At 38.3% G+C, this 16,864-nt stretch carries 23 protein-coding genes; 7 read left to right on the top strand and 16 right to left on the bottom strand.

All coding sequences use genetic code 11. The annotated features are described in order from the left end of the window. Position 1 precedes the first annotated feature (1 nt). The 5 genes from ACNAN0_RS03780 to ACNAN0_RS03760 all read right to left on the bottom strand — a co-directional run bounded on the left by ACNAN0_RS03780 (position 2) and on the right by ACNAN0_RS03760 (position 2,758). On the bottom strand, positions 2–427 hold the full coding sequence (locus tag ACNAN0_RS03780) for a hypothetical protein (protein ID WP_416353906.1): 426 nt from the start codon (positions 425–427) through the stop codon (positions 2–4). A gap of 2 nt (positions 428–429) precedes the next feature. Next, the gene (locus tag ACNAN0_RS03775) at positions 430–1,587 is read right to left on the bottom strand and encodes a DUF2800 domain-containing protein (protein ID WP_416353905.1); all 1,158 of its coding nucleotides are present in this window, start codon (positions 1,585–1,587) and stop codon (positions 430–432) included. Continuing rightward, positions 1,587–1,985: a hypothetical protein gene (locus ACNAN0_RS03770; protein ID WP_416353904.1), complete on the bottom strand. Its 399-nt coding sequence runs from the start codon at positions 1,983–1,985 to the stop codon at positions 1,587–1,589. Before ACNAN0_RS03770 ends, ACNAN0_RS03775 begins: the two co-directional genes overlap by 1 nt. Positions 1,986–2,007: 22 nt before the next feature. After that, on the bottom strand, positions 2,008–2,382 hold the full coding sequence (locus ACNAN0_RS03765; RefSeq protein WP_416353903.1) for a hypothetical protein: 375 nt from the start codon (positions 2,380–2,382) through the stop codon (positions 2,008–2,010). Positions 2,383–2,512: 130 nt separating this feature from the next. Beyond that, complete coding sequence (locus tag ACNAN0_RS03760; protein ID WP_416353902.1) at positions 2,513–2,758, bottom strand: hypothetical protein; 246 nt, start codon at positions 2,756–2,758, stop codon at positions 2,513–2,515. Between the two features lie 59 nt (positions 2,759–2,817). On the opposite strand from ACNAN0_RS03760, the gene ACNAN0_RS03755 reads away from it, so the two are divergent. Next, positions 2,818–3,198 (top strand): DUF2513 domain-containing protein, encoded by a 381-nt coding sequence (locus tag ACNAN0_RS03755; RefSeq protein ID WP_416353901.1) that lies wholly within the window; start codon positions 2,818–2,820, stop codon positions 3,196–3,198. A 244-nt stretch (positions 3,199–3,442) separates the two neighbouring features. On the opposite strand, the gene ACNAN0_RS03750 is transcribed toward ACNAN0_RS03755, so the two are convergent. The 3 genes from ACNAN0_RS03750 to ACNAN0_RS03740 form a co-directional block, all read right to left on the bottom strand. Then, positions 3,443–3,619, bottom strand: a complete 177-nt coding sequence (locus ACNAN0_RS03750) for a hypothetical protein (RefSeq protein ID WP_416353900.1) — start codon at positions 3,617–3,619, stop codon at positions 3,443–3,445. A 319-nt stretch (positions 3,620–3,938) separates the two neighbouring features. Next, positions 3,939–4,145 carry a helix-turn-helix domain-containing protein gene (locus ACNAN0_RS03745; protein ID WP_416353899.1) on the bottom strand — a complete coding sequence of 69 codons (207 nt, stop codon included), beginning with the start codon at positions 4,143–4,145 and terminating at the stop codon, positions 3,939–3,941. Beyond that, positions 4,145–4,333: a helix-turn-helix domain-containing protein gene (locus ACNAN0_RS03740; protein ID WP_416353898.1), complete on the bottom strand. Its 189-nt coding sequence runs from the start codon at positions 4,331–4,333 to the stop codon at positions 4,145–4,147. Before ACNAN0_RS03740 ends, ACNAN0_RS03745 begins: the two co-directional genes overlap by 1 nt. Before the next feature lie 263 nt (positions 4,334–4,596). Between ACNAN0_RS03740 and ACNAN0_RS03735 the strand changes: the two genes are divergently transcribed. From ACNAN0_RS03735 to ACNAN0_RS03715, 5 genes are all read left to right on the top strand, one after another. After that, the gene (locus ACNAN0_RS03735) at positions 4,597–4,971 is read left to right on the top strand and encodes a helix-turn-helix domain-containing protein (protein ID WP_416353897.1); all 375 of its coding nucleotides are present in this window, start codon (positions 4,597–4,599) and stop codon (positions 4,969–4,971) included. Positions 4,972–4,975: 4 nt separating this feature from the next. Next, positions 4,976–5,422 carry an ImmA/IrrE family metallo-endopeptidase gene (locus tag ACNAN0_RS03730; RefSeq protein ID WP_416353896.1) on the top strand — a complete coding sequence of 149 codons (447 nt, stop codon included), beginning with the start codon at positions 4,976–4,978 and terminating at the stop codon, positions 5,420–5,422. Between the two features lie 90 nt (positions 5,423–5,512). Continuing rightward, the gene (locus ACNAN0_RS03725) at positions 5,513–6,214 is read left to right on the top strand and encodes an SHOCT domain-containing protein (RefSeq protein ID WP_416353895.1); all 702 of its coding nucleotides are present in this window, start codon (positions 5,513–5,515) and stop codon (positions 6,212–6,214) included. Between the two features lie 18 nt (positions 6,215–6,232). Beyond that, positions 6,233–6,487 (top strand): hypothetical protein, encoded by a 255-nt coding sequence (locus ACNAN0_RS03720; RefSeq protein ID WP_416353894.1) that lies wholly within the window; start codon positions 6,233–6,235, stop codon positions 6,485–6,487. Between the two features lie 224 nt (positions 6,488–6,711). Further along, positions 6,712–7,881, top strand: a complete 1,170-nt coding sequence (locus ACNAN0_RS03715; RefSeq protein ID WP_416353893.1) for a tyrosine-type recombinase/integrase — start codon at positions 6,712–6,714, stop codon at positions 7,879–7,881. A 348-nt stretch (positions 7,882–8,229) separates the two neighbouring features. On the opposite strand, the gene ACNAN0_RS03710 is transcribed toward ACNAN0_RS03715, so the two are convergent. The 3 genes from ACNAN0_RS03710 to ACNAN0_RS03700 all read right to left on the bottom strand — a co-directional run bounded on the left by ACNAN0_RS03710 (position 8,230) and on the right by ACNAN0_RS03700 (position 11,777). Further along, positions 8,230–8,664, bottom strand: a complete 435-nt coding sequence (locus ACNAN0_RS03710; RefSeq protein ID WP_416353892.1) for a hypothetical protein — start codon at positions 8,662–8,664, stop codon at positions 8,230–8,232. A 165-nt stretch (positions 8,665–8,829) separates the two neighbouring features. Next, positions 8,830–9,567 (bottom strand): amino acid ABC transporter ATP-binding protein, encoded by a 738-nt coding sequence (locus ACNAN0_RS03705; protein ID WP_230914082.1) that lies wholly within the window; start codon positions 9,565–9,567, stop codon positions 8,830–8,832. Then, positions 9,564–11,777, bottom strand: a complete 2,214-nt coding sequence (locus tag ACNAN0_RS03700; RefSeq protein ID WP_416353891.1) for an amino acid ABC transporter substrate-binding protein/permease — start codon at positions 11,775–11,777, stop codon at positions 9,564–9,566. Before ACNAN0_RS03700 ends, ACNAN0_RS03705 begins: the two co-directional genes overlap by 4 nt. Positions 11,778–12,009: 232 nt before the next feature. Between ACNAN0_RS03700 and clpP the strand changes: the two genes are divergently transcribed. Continuing rightward, complete coding sequence (clpP, locus tag ACNAN0_RS03695; protein WP_230914080.1) at positions 12,010–12,597, top strand: ATP-dependent Clp endopeptidase proteolytic subunit ClpP; 588 nt, start codon at positions 12,010–12,012, stop codon at positions 12,595–12,597. Between the two features lie 115 nt (positions 12,598–12,712). Here clpP and ACNAN0_RS03690 read toward each other — a convergent pair whose 3' ends face one another. The 5 genes from ACNAN0_RS03690 to ACNAN0_RS03670 all read right to left on the bottom strand — a co-directional run bounded on the left by ACNAN0_RS03690 (position 12,713) and on the right by ACNAN0_RS03670 (position 16,836). Continuing rightward, the gene (locus ACNAN0_RS03690; RefSeq protein WP_230914079.1) at positions 12,713–13,168 is read right to left on the bottom strand and encodes a MarR family winged helix-turn-helix transcriptional regulator; all 456 of its coding nucleotides are present in this window, start codon (positions 13,166–13,168) and stop codon (positions 12,713–12,715) included. A 16-nt stretch (positions 13,169–13,184) separates the two neighbouring features. Next, positions 13,185–14,132: a DNA-binding protein WhiA gene (gene whiA, locus ACNAN0_RS03685; RefSeq protein WP_416353890.1), complete on the bottom strand. Its 948-nt coding sequence runs from the start codon at positions 14,130–14,132 to the stop codon at positions 13,185–13,187. Between the two features lie 4 nt (positions 14,133–14,136). Next, entirely contained in the window at positions 14,137–15,165 is a 1,029-nt protein-coding gene (locus ACNAN0_RS03680; protein WP_416353889.1) for a gluconeogenesis factor YvcK family protein, read from the bottom strand. After that, positions 15,162–16,052: an RNase adapter RapZ gene (gene rapZ, locus ACNAN0_RS03675; protein ID WP_230914076.1), complete on the bottom strand. Its 891-nt coding sequence runs from the start codon at positions 16,050–16,052 to the stop codon at positions 15,162–15,164. The genes ACNAN0_RS03680 and rapZ overlap by 4 nt, the downstream gene beginning before the upstream one ends. Positions 16,053–16,299: 247 nt before the next feature. Then, positions 16,300–16,836, bottom strand: a complete 537-nt coding sequence (locus tag ACNAN0_RS03670) for an HdeD family acid-resistance protein (protein WP_416353888.1) — start codon at positions 16,834–16,836, stop codon at positions 16,300–16,302. Positions 16,837–16,864: the final 28 nt, after the last annotated feature.

Below are 16,864 nucleotides of genomic sequence, written 5' to 3'. Positions count from 1 at the left end.
TTTATTCAATTCCTACGATTTTTTTAGCTTCTTCAAGTGTTTCACATAACCAAAGTTGATTCTTTCGATTAGCAATATCATCCCTGATCACTTTCTTTTTTTGAATGAATTCTAGCTGTTCAGGCGTGAATTTTTCTTCATCCGACAAGATATTTTCGGTCCTAATTGCCGATTTACGAATTGGACTATGATGATAGTTATCAACGAGGTCATAGTCTTTTAATTTTTCTGTTAGGGCATTGTAATTACTAATATCCTCTTCAGTGATACTGGCTTTATCAAGAGCCTTTTCTATCAATGATTGATTGCTATATGAATCGACACTTTTAAATTCACCCAGTGCTTTAAGGCGTTTGTCACGTTCCTTATCTAAAATGACTTGCAATGCTTGAACACGGGTTGCCCCTAGAATTGATAATTTTCCCATCTTTAGTCCTCCTCAAAATCTTTGATTGCTTGAGCGATCGAATTCAATGCTGGACGCTTATCGTCTTCAGTAACTAGCGCCGGTTTTCCTGTTGGTTTATCGATCAGATCGCCGAGCAGTTCGCTGAACTCTGCTTTACCTACTGTTTTTTCTAATTGAGTCAAGGTTCTAAGGTCTTTTGGCCGATAGATATCTTCATAACCTGCTTTTTCAAGGATCGCCGCTGCTTTTTCTTTATCTGTGATCACACGATTGGATCGACCTTCAACTAATTTGTAACCAGGGATCTCGTGGCCATCGAATAGTTGTTTCGTGGCGTAAGCCTCAACAGCATCTAACCATTTACGGATTCGTGGGGCTTGGTCTAAGATATCCTCGATCTCTTCTGGCTTCAGGGTATTAGCTTCCTTAAATTTATACTTGCGTATTTTTAAATTGTATTCTGCCAAAGACTTATCGAAGCCCATCGCCTTGTAAAATTGCCAGGTCTGAGGGTTATCCCAGTCCCTGGGGCCATCACCATTGATGGCATGGTCTGCGGCGATCTTCACGACATCATCACCCCAAGCCAGTAACTCAGGTAACGAAATCTCAAAAGTATCTAAGTTCCCAAGTCTGAGTTGAGAAATGGTCATGCGAACTTTATCGAACTCATAGATCAACGAATATTCAGCGACTGCCCCTAAGGCATACAACATCATCTGAACGTTGTAATTTGCCCTAACCAACTGCCCTTTGCCATATTTGAAATCCCAGATATCCAGCAGTCCATCATCTACGATCAGTGTATCGGCCGTCCCAAAACCACCGGGTGCCCACTTTCCATAATCCACGCGCTGTTCAGAAAACAGCACGGCATTAGGTCTTTCATTTAATGCCTCTAATACTAAATCGACATGCTGGTCAGTGTATTCATCCATTGATTTGGAGTACCAGTCGGAATCTTCTTTGAACTTGTTGAGGCGGCGGGTAAAGGTTCGCTTAGTTATTTGATCAGTGGCATATTTCAATTTGAGCTCGACTAGTGAATGAGCGGCTGTCCCCTCTTCTGCGTAGGGACTTGTGAAGTCGGGCAAGCCCTCCTCCATCCATAATGTTGGTGGGGCGTAGAGCCATTTATGTGCCCCACTGGCAGATAATCTGGCGTGTACATCAGGCATTAGATCGCCTCCAAAGCTTTCATAAAGGCTGGATATTTAGATTCATCTAGTTCAGAAAGCTTCGAAGCCTTGAATTGTTCAAACAATGCCTTCAAATCATCCCGATGTCCATTCATCAAAGCAGCCATTTTATGTTGGATATCAGCTTTAGTAACTGGCTTTTCTGTTTCTACTTCTGAACTTGACGCTGCTTCGGGTTCAGCTTTTTTAATGGGCCGAGCCTTTTCCTTTTTCACTGGGGCCGCTTTTTGTTCTGCACCTTGAGGGTCCCAAGTTGGTACAGCCTCATTAGGATCAAATTGTTGTGTCAAGCGTCCCAATACATCAATGATTCGGTTGGCCGCCTTTTCAGCGTCTTCCTGGGTATCGATCTCTAAAGTAATTTTCATTAATGCCATAATTAGACCTCCTGTGGTAAGATTAAATTGAATTATGTTTTTCTTTGCTCGTTACGGTTGGCAGACTGGACGAGCTATTTTTATGCTCTTTTTCGCTAGGCCTCACCTCCATTAAAGTATTTACGATCATATTTAGTTGACTATCCGACTTTTGAGTTAATGAACTGATTACTGACAAAAGGGTATTCATCTTACTAAAATCACGACTGATCGAATAAATTAAGATATTTTCTAAAGAACTGACCTTTTGAGTATTTCTATTGGCTTTGGCAGATTCAATCTCAATTAGCTGATATTCTAACTGCGAAAAATAATCCATCAAAGTTTGGATCAAATTAGAGGAATCTTCTAGAACGGTGCTAACATTTTCAAGTGCTGTGCATGAGTCAAAATCCATTAATACACCTCCTTTCAAAAGCCAAACCATTTGTGCCGATTGATGGTTACTAATACGGTCAACCCACCAATCACTACGCCTAGGAACAAACTCAACGGATCAATTGGAATATAATTCATGATCAAGCCTCCTAAATTTTCAAGCCATCTAAAACCTCATCAATGTCGTTACGATCGTATGCAATCTTTCTGGAATCTGGTATTTGAATCTTCCTTAAACCTAAGGCAATCAATTTTGCGAATGTTACATCTGAATCAGCAATACGAACATACTGCATTGCTTCTTCTCTTGATAAATAACGTTTATTCATTAGAAGCACTGCTTCTTTGACGCCTGTTTGATAGGCATTAAGCTCTTCTTCATGTGTTAAGGTCATTTAAATCACTTCCCTAGTTAATGTATTGATATACTTGAATTATGAAAGGTGGCAAAACAATGAAACTTGATCCAGATTGTATAAGAGATGTTTTATTAGTCGTAGAAAGTTCTTCATCGTTTAGTAAACAAGTCGGATTAGACGACTTTGTGCACGCTGGTCTACTTAAAAAATATGATTTTGAATCTGTGATGTATCATATTCGTCAAGCCAATTATTCCGGACTTTTAGAAAACGTGAAATTTACCATGGGACCGGATGTTATAATAAAAGATCTTTCTCCTGAGGGTCATAAATTTTTAAATGATATAAGAGAAGATACGAACTGGAATAAAACAAAAAGTATCGCCAAAAAAGTAGGTTCATTCTCACTTGATACACTCAAAACAGTTTCGTCTGATGTTATTTCAAGTTTAATCAATCAGCAATTTCATCTTTAATGTGCGCAAGAAATTTCAGTGTAATTTCTGAGGGCTCTCCTGGCACTGATTCAATTGCTATACGTGTTATATTTTTTATCTCAACTCCGTCTACGTAAATGTGGGATCCATTAAATTCAATTTGGTTTAAATCCATTTATTATCCTTTCTATCCAAAAAATTCAGCAGTAGCGATTACCATCGCTGGATTCTACAAAAATCGTGAATACCGAGTCAGTCCATTCCATCTTCAAATCGTTGAATATTAAATCCATCCTTTTATGTTCAACAGCAAAGCATTGATTTCTTCGGAAGTTAATGCTTTTTTCACGGGATGATATAGTTTATCTATTCCATTCTTGATTTCGTTCCATTGGCTAAGGGATAGCCCACTCAGTAGGTTGCTTAATTTGTTGATATCTTCATCAGTTAATTTGGTCATCACATCACCTCCTTATGTTGCATATTGCAAAGTTTTGTTATACTGATTTTGTAGTTAGTCTTAGCAAAGGGAGGCTGATGGCCTTGGGCGAATTTTTGACTAACCTTGTAGTTTCGATAGGTTAAGGCTATGTCGAGAGACCAGCATTTCCAAAATGCGAAACATCAATTGCTTAGCCCTCGCATCAGCAGGGCGGTCGAAGCTGTTGATGTAACGACGTAAAACAACCCTAATGAGTGGACAAGCCTAGGCGACGATACTAGGGAAGCTGCTCTGCTTGCCGGTGATAAGTTGAAACTTATCAATTTCGCAATACACCTCATTCACCGGATGGGGTGTATTTTTTTAGATAAGCATTGATGTCAAAATCCGGAAAGACCTTCGCTAAAGTTCGAAGCACATTAAAACTAGGATTCCTTGTTTGATTCTCTATCTGGTTGTAATAAGAAGCCGAAATATCTAAACGCTCTGAAAATTCCTTCTGAGACAAGTCTCGTTTTTTTCTATATGCAACCAGCAAATTCATTACATCACTTCCTTGGTTAACTTGATATCCAATAAATCTTCAATCTGCTTCAACCGCTGTTCCGGGGTTCGGTTACCAACCAGAATATCTTGAAGATATGGTGCTGAAATCCCCATCTGGCGAGCAAGTTCCCGCTGGCTCCAACCTTTCTTAATTAATGCGATTTTGACTTGATTCTTTAATTCCAAATTCTCACCACCTATAAAATTGATAATTATCAACTATTTTTGTCGTAATTGTTGACAATTAATGGATAATCATCCATAATGTAAGCATAATAAATACGGCGTACGTCCTTATAATTCTGTCTGGGGAGACAAAAGAGGCTTTAGGATGTATGCACTATTAATCTTGCTTACAAAAAACAGTATAATAGACGATTATCCATTTGTCAAACGAAATATTGGATTTTTGTCCAAACTTTTTTTGATAGCACTTAGGAGCGTTACAAATGAGTGTTCTATCGAGGATTAAAGACCTAGTTAACCAAAAAGGAATAACTATTGCAGAACTAGAGCGCAAACTTGATTTTGGTCAAGGTAGCATAAGAAAATGGGATAAACAATCTCCATCCAGTGAAAGACTTCAAAAAGTCGCAGACTATTTTGATGTGTCAACGGACTACCTCTTAGGTAGAAAATCCCCTGACAATCAAGATGATCGAATTAATGTTGATGACATTATAGAAAACAACCGACGGCTATTTTATAAAAGTTCGGAACTCTCTGAACAGGATCAAGAGTTTATTAATAAGTTTCTACGTACATATCTTGAATCCAAGGAAGGTCAAGACCGACTTCGAAAAAATGGCTATAAGGAAAAGTGATTTTATGGTAGATGCAAGTTTAATCCCAATCTTTGAGACAATTGATAATGAAAATTTAAACTCACCTTTTGCCGTAGCTGCATACTATGATGTTAATATCAAATATGCCCCATTTCCCAAAAATGTTCTGGGGCTGTCCGAACCACATTCAAGAACCATTTTCATTAATGAAGATTCTGATCAAAAATACTTTGTCTGTGGTCACGAAGTAATTCATACTTTACTTGATGAAGAAGTAGCTCCTCTGTTGAATACCCCATATACGTTTAACAGTCATATTGAACATCGAGCGGATATTGGTTCGTTCTATATGTTACTAAAAATGGGACAAAGTGAAATGGCATATGAAGATGGCGGAACGATCACTATTCCCAATTTTTTAAGACATTTTAATATCAATTCAAAATATTACTACGAACTAGAAAGTTTTTTCAAAAATTATGTAAAATAAAAAAGCCCTAGCCACGGCAATGGCTAGAGCAAATACGTATAGCGTGGGAGCTATAAAAATAATATATCATACTTTGGAGGCGAAATATCAATGAGTTCAAATGAAACTGGGTATAAACAAAGAGTCGTAAGAAAAGCTCCGATTACTTTTTACAATTCAACTTCACGTAAATCTGTTAATGGCGGTGTGATTTTACCAAAAATATATCAACTAGATGATGATACTATTAGTTTTAATTTGAAAGATTCAACTTTATATCACTTGATATCAATTAAATTTGATGGCCCTGTATTTCACGAGGAAGTGGTTGAAACAAATACGCCCGGTAAACAAACTATAAAGAAAAAGCGCCACGGACTGAGTGGTGCAATTATAGGTGGCGCCTTAACTGGCGGAATTGGAGCTGTAGCCGGCGGTCTAGTGGGTCATGGCATGGGAAAAGATAAAATTACGGGAGAAGCTGGAACTAATTCGACTACGACACAAAGAGTTGAAGATCAAGCACATACTGTTCTGACACTAGAAAATATTAATACTAAGGAGACTATTAACCTGCAACTTCTTCTGTTCAATTCAGAATATATTGATTTAACAAGTTTCAAACTCTATGCTCGACAACCAGAAGAAATAGACGTCTCGACAAACAAAATTGTAGAAGAAAAAAACATAATTACTAAAGATACGCAACGCGAAAGATTTGATGAAATTCGTGAGTATAAGTCGCTTTTAGATGAAGGTATCATAACACAAGAAGAATTTAATGCTAAAAAGAAAGATCTTTTGGGCTTTTAAACTAAGGAGGCACATATATTGATAGATATTTCCAACCATTTTGTATATTCCCACATTTGGGGCGTTGTTATTTTTCTATTAGTTTTTACCTTAATTGTTTTTTTATGTATAGCCTTGGTACATCATAATAATCGTTGGAAATTTGCCAGTTTTTTTGCAATAGCTATATTACTAATTGGAGGTTGGGGAATCCACCATTTATACAAAGAAGGCGCACAGAGGGTTTATTTAGAAAAACAAATTCTAAAAGATATGAATTCTACAAAAAAATAATATACTAACCATTCACTTAAATTATGATTTTAAAAAAGCATATCCCCTCACCGACCAAAGTTTGTGGGATATGCTACCAACAAAAGACACACTAGATGTGCGCTATTTGCGTACTCTATTTTACCAAAAAATGGAAATACTTTCTATGAAAAACACATTCTATTTTTAGATTTAAAAGAGTGTCTCCGATTTATTAAGTCAACAGAAAAGTGAGGCTAATTTCAATGGCAGATCCAATTAAACAATATACCCAAAAAGACGGTAAGACATCATATTACTTCAGTATCTATGTGGGTATCAATGAACTGACTGGAAAGAAGATGCGGGTCACACGCAGGGGCTTTAAGACCAAAACACAAGCCAAAACTGCAATGGCACGATTACTAGCAGGTGTTGTTAAAACAAACGAAGTAAAACCACCAAAATATGAAAATATGTACAAAAATTGGCTTGAAGGTTATAAAACAACGGTTAAAGAATCAACACTCAATCGCGTAATGAGTATGTTCAAACACCACATCATCCCGAGTCTCGGAAAATTCTATATTGATAAAATCAACCCAGATATGATTCAAAAAATAGCGAATCAATGGGCTGAACAGTTTGTTGATTATCGTAAAATTATTGCGTATGCCGCCTTACCTCTACGCTTAGCCGAGCGTCGGGGAATCATTCAACGAAATCCATTTGATTTAATTGAAAAACCTAAAATGGGTAAAATCTCTGATAAAGATGGCTTTGAAAATTTCTGGGATAGATCTCAACTAGAAATCTTTTTCGCAGCTCTTGAAAATAAGTATGGTCCAACTGCCAAACACCCACTTCCAAAGGCAATTGTATTCTTCAGAGTGTTGGCCTTCACGGGCCTTCGTAGGGGCGAAATTTTGGCTCTGGTATGGTCTGATATCAACTTCAAGACAAATACCTTGAAAATCACAAAAGCAGTCACACGCAAGCTAAACAACCAAATGACGATAGGCACACCAAAAACAAAAACCTCAATTCGAACATTAGACTTAGATGCAAAAACAATTGCTATATTAAAACGCTGGAAAATCCAGCAAGCAGAAGAACTATTAATGGTTGGTTTGAAACAAAAAGATAACGATAATCAGCTGATATTCCAGAACCTAAATAACCATTTGTTGTCCTTGCCCAAACCAAGCAAGTGGCTAAATGAAGTAATCAAACAAACGAATTTACCGCCTATCACGATCCATGGCTTTCGCCATACTTTCGCCTCACTCGCATTTGAATCTGGAGCAACGATCAAACAGGTTCAAAGCCAACTAGGCCATTCAGATGTTACAACTACTTTGAATATTTACACACACGTATCCAAAAAAGCCAAAAAAGAGACAATATCCAAATTTACAAATTACGTTAACTTTTAAAAAAAGTACATCATGAGTACATCACGGACATCAAAATTCACTTTGATACCTTGATAAATTCCGTTGTTAAGGCATTTATATAAATAGTGGTTCAGTTCCCGGGTGGTGCATAACGCGATTTCATCAAATATAATCAAGTCCTAAAATGTTGTTAATTCAACGTTTTGGGGCTTTTTTGTTTTTATTGAATTGTGGTTCGTTTAAAAAAAGTATGTTCTATTTACAAAGACGCTGAACATGGTTGAAAATCCGCTTCTTATACGGCTTTAACTGATCCTATCCTTATACCACCACAATTACTGACACTCTGCTGAGATTAGCTACAAGATATTAGCTTACACTTAATCATTAACGCTTTAAAATCAACTTTTTAACAATGACTACTGCCCAAGAAAATAACAACAATACATTCATTATAAACATAAGATATTCAAATGGTTTCTGATTGCCGTGAAAGAAAAATGGTAATAAGTTCCATGAAAAAACATATAGCCAGATAGAAAAGATAATCTTTATCTGTTTCAAAAAATCAGCGAAAATCGGCGGCAGTACGTAATTCAAAGGCAACATATAAATCAAATAGGCAATAAAATTAATCACAAGAATGGCCATAAGCATTGAGGTAAGCTTAGCACCATAAATATAACTATCTGGAACACCATTAAATGAAAAATGAACAGGAATGGTCCGTTTTAATGAATTACGCCCTAAAGAAACAATTAACACCTGCAAGAGCACATTGACAACACTAAATTTAGAAATTCTGTTTTTTATAAAAGCCATCTAACTCACCTCACATTATCAAGGCCACTATATTTCAATCAAGAGAACCAATAATTACACCTTTTTTAAAGTATATCATTTAAATTCAAACCACTCAGCCATCTAAAAAACCGCTGATCAGAGTATAAAGCTACTCCTCACCAGCGGTCAGAAATTCAATATGAATTAAACATTTAATACCTTATTTAAGAAGTCCTTGAGTCGTGGATTCTGGGGGTTGCCAAAAATTTCATTTGGTTTTCCTTGCTCAAGAATTTTACCTTCATCGGCAAATATCACACGGTCAGCAACTTCTTTGGCAAAACCCATTTCGTGGGTCACAACAACCATCGTCATGCCTTGCTTAGCCAGGTCTTTCATAACCTCTAAGACGTCGCCAACCATTTCCGGATCCAGTGCTGATGTTGGTTCGTCAAACAACATAATATCCGGATTCATAGCTAAGGCCCGGGCAATGGCCACACGTTGTTGTTGACCACCAGATAGTGATTGGATTTTGGCATCAAATTTTTCATCCAAGCCAACTTGCTGTAACAACTTGTGCGCTTGGTCAGCTGCCTGACTCTCAGTTTCTCCCTTTAATTCCATTGGTGCCAACATGATATTTTCAGCAACTGTCATATTATTAAATAGATTAAAATGCTGAAAAACCATCCCAATATTTTGTCGTACCCGATTAATATCTGCTTTAGGATCACTAATATCTACATTATCGATCACAATTTTACCAGAGGTAGGTGTTTCAAGACGGTTTAAGCAACGCAACAACGTACTCTTACCTGAACCAGAAGGTCCGATAATAACTACAACTTCATTATTTTGCACATCTAAATCAATGCCTTTAAGCACATGGTTGGAACCAAAGCTCTTATTTAAGTCAGTTACTTGTACTTTTAAGCTCATGCATTCATTCTCCTTTGAACCCAATTAGAAAGCCAAGTCAATAAGGTGATAACAATTAGATAGATCAAAGCAATAATCGTCCAAACTTTAAAGCCTTCCAAATTACGTGCGATAATAATCTTACCTGTTTGAGTTAATTCCAACAAGCCAATAATAGACAAAATCGAAGTATCTTTTAACGTAATAATAAATTGGTTAATGAAAGATGGTACCATGATCTTGATACCCTGTGGCAAAATGACTTTACGCATTGACTTCCCATAAGGTAGGCCCAAACTTCTAGCAGCCTCCATTTGTCCAGTATCCACGGCCTCGATGCCTCCTTTAACAAAGGCAGCCGTATAAGCCCCCTCATTGAGGGTTAAAGTAACTACACCAGCAATAAATGCCGGTATCTTACTACCAGTCAAGCTCGGAATACCGGTATAAATGAACAATGCCAGAACTAGCAACGGCATCCCCCGGAAAATATAGATCAACGTACTTGAAAGGCCCTTGCCGAATTTACCAGGTGCAACGCCCAACAAACCGACAATGACGCCAAATACGGTTGCAAAGAAAATTGAAACGATAGTCAGCCACATAGTTTCTTTGAAACCACTCCACAAAGCGCCCTTATTCTGTTTGATCAAGCCAAAGAAAGAGCGATCCTCAGTGTCCGCATTGTTGCTCTTAGCTGCACTTTCAGCATTATTCTGTTTACTACCCAAATATTTGCTTGTAATTTTATTGTACTCGCCATTGGCCTTTAAATTCTTCAATCCAGCATTAAAAGCTGCCAAGAGATCCTGATTAACGCCTTTTTTAACAGCAAAACCATAATCTCCTTTTTCTGCCGGATCAGTTACAATTTTAAGCTTAGTCCCCTGTTTGATCCCGTATTGCATAACCGGTGAGTCTTCAAAACAAGCAACTGAATTACCGGTAACGACATCTTGGTACATATTATTGGAATCGTCAAAAGTAACGGTTTTGAAGCCATACTTATCCTTAATGCTATTAGCATAATCAGCTCCGGCTGTCCCAGTCTTAACGGCAACTTTCTTACCCTTCAACTGCGACAAGCTTTTGACTGAGCTCTCCTTAGCAACCGCCATCACGACTCCAGATTGAAAATAAGGATCCGAAAAATCAAATTTCTGTTTACGTTCATCCGTAATGGACATACCAGCAATAGTCCCATCGATCTGCCCAGATTCCAAAGCTTGCACAGCCGCATTAAATCCAAGCGGCTTGATTTGTACTTTGAACCCCTGATTCTTAGCAATTGCCCGCATGAGGTCCATATCGATCCCAACATATTCATTACTATTATTAGCAAATTCAAATGGTGGAAAAGTCACATCTGTGCCAATATTAAAGGTTTTCCCAGCAACATTAGGATTCTTAGCACTCTGTGTCCCCTTTGTTGTCGCAGCAACAGCTACTGATGCTTTAGGAATACCACTTGTCGAACCGACATATTTCTTAACGATTTTTTGATAAGTCCCATTTGCTTTTAACTTCTTATAACCAGCGTTAAATTTGGCAAGTAGCTCTTGATTTGCACCTTTTTTAACGGCAAAACCATAAGCCCCGCTTGTTTGAGGTTTTGTAGCCAACTTCAGTTTTTCACCATGTTGAATGGCATACTGCAAAACAGGCTGATCATCAAAACAAGCAACTGAATTACCAGTGGCCACATCTTCATACATGTTATTAGAATCATCAAAAGTAACAGTCTTAAAACCATACTTATCTTTGATACTGATCGCAAAAGTGGCCGCTGCCGTCCCAGTTTTTAGTGCCACCCGTTTACCCTTTAATTGCGAAAAGTTCTTGATGGTACTGTTCTTCCCGACAGCCATGACAACCCCAGAATTATAATATGGCGCTGAGAAATCGAATTTTTGTTGACGCGCCGGTGTAATCATCATACCAGCAATTACACCGTCAATTTGTCCAGCTTCCATCGCCTGTACAGCAGCGTTAAAGCCCATGGTTTTGATATTGACCTTGAAGCCCTCTTCTTTAGCCACAGCCTTCATTAAATCAACATCGATACCGACGTATTTATTTTCCTTATTGGCAAATTCAAATGGCGGGTATGTAACATCCGTTCCAATTGTATATGTTTTTGCAGCTTGTACATTCTGATTTGGACTGAAAGTAGTTGCCAAACCAATGAAACAAGCAACGAACCCAAGTGTCATTAAGAGCCACTTCTTCATAATTTACCTCCTAAAATTCTGATGTCATAAAACATGACAATAGCACTTTATCTATCTTAGCAGAATTTGCTTTAAAAGTATATTCTTTTTTCACATCAAAATCTAATTATTATACGATAATTTTTGCTAACATTTTACAAATCAAAGTTGAATTTGTTGACCTATTTCGAGCTTTATGGTAAATTTAGCACTGTACTAATTAGAGTGCTAAATTAGATTAGGAGGTTCGTTTATGCTTGTACCTACAGTTATAGAGCAATCTGCAAGAGGCGAACGAGCTTATGACATTTACTCACGTCTATTAAAAGATCGCATTATCATGCTTTCTGGCGAAGTAAACGATCAAATGGCAAATTCCATTATTGCACAGTTACTTTTCCTAGATGCCCAAGATTCTGAAAAAGACATTTATATCTACATTAATTCTCCTGGTGGCGTAATCAGTTCTGGTTTGGCGATCATGGATACAATGAACTTTGTTAAAGCTGATGTCCAAACAATTGCTATGGGGATGGCTGCCTCGATGGCCAGCGTGTTGCTGGCTGCCGGCACTAAAGGCAAGCGGTTTGCCTTGCCACATGCAACTGTTATGATTCACCAACCTTCTGGTGGTGCTCAAGGTCAGCAAACTGAAATTGAAATTGCTGCAGAAGAAATTCTAAAAACTAGAAAGTTAATGAACCAAATTTTAGCCGATGCAACTGGTCAGGATTTGGAGACTATTCAGCGCGATACTGAACGGGATAACTTCCTAACTGCTCAAGAAGCTAAGGACTATGGTCTAATTGATAAAATTATGACGAACAGTCCTAAAAAATAACCACTGATATGTAAAAAAAAGGATCGATGCAAACAATTTGTTTTGCATTGATCCTTTTTTTGTAGCCCATATTCCGACCAACAATATATCCACTGATACCCAAGGTGAAAACCACTTAATTTTTTGCAAAAGTCGTATCGGGCACATTACTTAATAACTTTTGCACACGCTCTACATCTGACTTGACTTGATTATATTGATCATTACTTAACCCAATCGCATCAATGCAAGAACCAACATGAGCATAAATAACATCTTTTTGCTGCTTGGCTTTATCCGTCAAAGAAACATCCAAACGTCGTTCATCTTCTTTGGAACGTTGCCGAGTAACCCAGCCATCCTTCTCCAGTCGTTTTAATAACGGTGTCAATGTGCCACTATCCAAACCGACCTCTTGTCCCAGTGACTTGACTGACAAACTACCTTGTTCCCACAATACTAATAACACGATGTATTGTGAATAGGTTAAATGGAAGGGTTCTAGTGCTTTTGCATAAAAATGATTAAAAACTTTATGTGCTTGATAAATCGAAAAACATAATTGCTCATCTAATAAAATCGGTTTTGTCATCGTATCCACTCTTTTCTTAACTTACTAAATCCTGACGTTTTTGCTCAGCCAACTGTGATAATTTCCGTAAACGATGATTGATACCTGATTTGGAAATAGCGCCGCTGGGAACAATTTCAGCCAATTCCTTCAGTGACATCTCGGGGTTATCTAAACGTAACTGAGCAATTTCACGTAATTTCTCTGGTAAACGCTCAAACCCCACCGTGTTTTTCAAAAACTTGATATTTTCTAACTGTCGCGTAGCCGCATCGATTGTTTTATTCATATTTGCGGTTTCGCAGTTAACCAGCCGATTCACAGAATTGCGCATATCTCGAACAATGCGAACATCTTCAAAGGAAAGCATCGCTTTTGTAGCACCAACAACTTGAAGGAAATCAGAAATTTTTTCCGCTTCTTTGATGTAGGCGACGTATCCATTGCGCCTCTCGGTTGTTTTTGCATGGAGATCAAAATGATTCATCATTTGTAAAATACCTTGATTGTGATCTTCATGTAGTGAATAAATCTCCAAATGATAACGGCTTGTTTCGGGACTATTGACCGATCCCCCTGCCAAGAAAGCCCCACGCAGATAGGAGCGCATGCGCTGTTCTGCATTTAGAATTTTGTCTGGAATCTTAGTCTGGATCAACCAACTGTCACCATGAATGATCCCCAAATCACGCAAGACCAATTCACTATGCTGCATTAACCGTACCAAATACAAGTTATTTTTTTTGAGTTTCATTTTTCTTTGGACTGATAGTCGGGCTTCAATTTGATACAGTTGGCGAATCAAAGCGTAAATTCGCCGTGCGATAGCCGGATTTTCCGTCTGAATCACTAAAAGAAAATGATGATCCACCAAATCCAAGGAACCATTCATTCGAATCAAAGCGGCTAATTCCGCCCGGGCATGTTCTGGATGTACCTCTAAACTTGTTAGTTCCTTTTTTACTTGACTTGCATAAGATGCCATTGATTCACCTCCGTCTCCGACCATCCCGTTGTAAAGCTAAATTCACAATTTCATTTGCAACTTTTTCACCGTTATGAAATACGCCATGATCATGTAAATCCAGAAAATCATCAGAGATCACACGACAACCTAAATCACGTAAGCCTTCAAAATCATGTTTTACCTGAACTAAGTACTCATCATACTTTTGGTGATCCAAGTAATTATCAGGAACTGGCGCCGTATTGACCAAAACGGTATCCACAAAATCACCGCCTAAATGACGATCTAAAACACGAACATGATCTGCATCCGTGAAATGTTCAGTTTCGCCCATTTGCGTCATAATATTACAGTTATAAATGATTTCCGCCTTTGTTTGACGTACAGCATCGCCTAAATTAGGAATCATCAAGTTTGGTAAGATACTGGTGAACAAGGATCCCGGCCCTAAAACAACAACATCAGCATCCAAAATGGCTTTTAAAACAGGGGCAACCGCTTTGGGTGGTTGAGTACTATCTTGGGTATTTGTGATCCAGACACGCTCTACCTTATTGCGTGCATGGGTAATTTCCGTTTCACCAGACAATGTCGTGCCATCTTGAAATTTTGCATTCAGTGTCAACGGTTCATTAGAAGCTGGAAAAACTTGACCATCTACTTTCATCATTTTTGAAAGTTTTTGAACCGCGTCAAAAATATTATCTTCCATTTCTGAAAGTGCCGCGATAATTAAATTACCGATCGCATGACCAGCGAAAAACGAATCTTTACTATTAAACCGATATTGGAAAATATTCAAAAAATCTGCTGGCAAATCGGACAGCGAAACCAGTACGTTGCGAATATCACCAGGTGGCACAACATTAATATAGTCCCGAATCGCACCGGATGAACCGCCATCATCGGCAACCGTTACGATGGCCGTAATTGCTGCATTTTTATCGCGTAAGCTATTTAGAATAACTGGCAGCCCCGTACCGCCACCGATCACAACGATCTTCGGCCGACGACCTTTAATCACACGAATGATCTTATTACCGTAACTCATGAGCGATTCACCGTTTCTTTGCGTTTAGACATATCTCGATGGGTCACATCCACTGGATACTCTTTGCCGAGATCCTTAGCTAATCGACTGGCAATTGCGACTGAACGGTGCTGCCCACCAGTACAGCCAATTGCGATTGTCATGCTTGTTTTGCCTTCATTGACATACCCCGGCATAATCAGCCGCAATAAATCTAAATAGCGCGTATAGAACTCTTCAGTTGTCGGCTGCGCCATAACATAGTCATAAACTGGTTTATCTAAACCGGTTTTATTCCGGTAAGCCGGAACATAATATGGATTTGGTAAAAAGCGGACATCCATGACAATATCGGCATCGATCGGTAGCCCATATTTAAATCCAAAGGACATAATTTCTAAATGAAAAGTAGGATTATCACTTACCTTGAAATTATCGAAAATTTCTTCTCGCAACTGACGAGGAGACAAATCAGAAGTATCGATCACTAATTGTGCCCGAGAACGCATTTCTGCTAATAATTCCCGTTCTTTCAAAATGCCATCCATTAAACGCCCTTCCATGGCTAGTGGATGAGACCGCCTCGTTTCCTTATACCGCGAGACTAATTCTTCGTTGGAGGCATCTAAAAACAAGATTTTTGTGGAGACAAAATTCGAGTTATCTACGCTAGACAACATACTGATGATTTCATCATAAAAAGCTCGCGAACGTAAATCGATCACCAAGGCAATTTTGGTAATCTTCCCCGATTCTTTAACCAATTCCCAAAACTTGGGTAATAAGCTTGGTGGCATGTTATCCACACAAAAATAGCCTAAATCCTCGAAGCTTTGCATGGCAACTGTTTTACCAGCCCCACTCATGCCCGTAATGATCACTAAACTCAATGTATCTGGCTGCTGCATGTTTTGCCCCACTTTCTAATAAATTGTTTACATTTAATTTGAGATTTAGCTAATTATAACATACCTGGTGTGTCATGTATGCAAATCACCCATTTTCAACGATCCGTTTAAATTAACATCGCAAAGAACCAATTTATTACTAGATTTTCACCGTATACACTAACAGGGTGGCCCAAAATGTAACTGGTCCCACCCTGTTGCTCAAATTTAAATTTAACTCATAACTATATCATTCATGTGGTCTGATCTACCGACGAGCAAAAGCAATCACAATATGATTCAACCCAGCAACTAACAAGAACCAGGTCACAATAAACACTAACGTATACGCAGCTAAAGCCGGTTGTAAAATCATCATCACACCTAAAGCTAACGCTAGTATATCAAAAATTACAGAGATAACGAACCAGCCACCACCAAAAGTACGCAGATGACCACTCGTTAATAAGCCTGTAATTGCATCAATCAAAAACCAGAATCCAAATAGATAGGCAATGGTTAAGCTGCCTAGCGCTGTATCAAACAAAAAGAGTAAGCCAACAATGATATCTAGGGCCGCTGCCACCACGAGCAGCCAACTGACTGGCATAATCGCACGGAACTTAGTATAGCTGCTTAGATTAACAATGCCGCGAACAATCGCGATCAAAGCGGTGATCACGACTAAACTACCCAAAGCTACCACCGGCCGACTAAAAAAATAAACTGAGATCAAAATGAACAAAATACCACTTAAAAACTCCGTCCAATCAAAACCACGTTGATAATCTGGATGACTAAACATTCAATTTCCTCCCTTATCATGAAACTAT

Source organism: Agrilactobacillus fermenti (assembly GCF_047943045.1).
GTDB lineage: Bacteria > Bacillota > Bacilli > Lactobacillales > Lactobacillaceae > Agrilactobacillus > Agrilactobacillus fermenti.
Note: the sequence above shows the minus strand (reverse complement) of the source record. Positions and strands in the feature narration are given on the sequence as shown.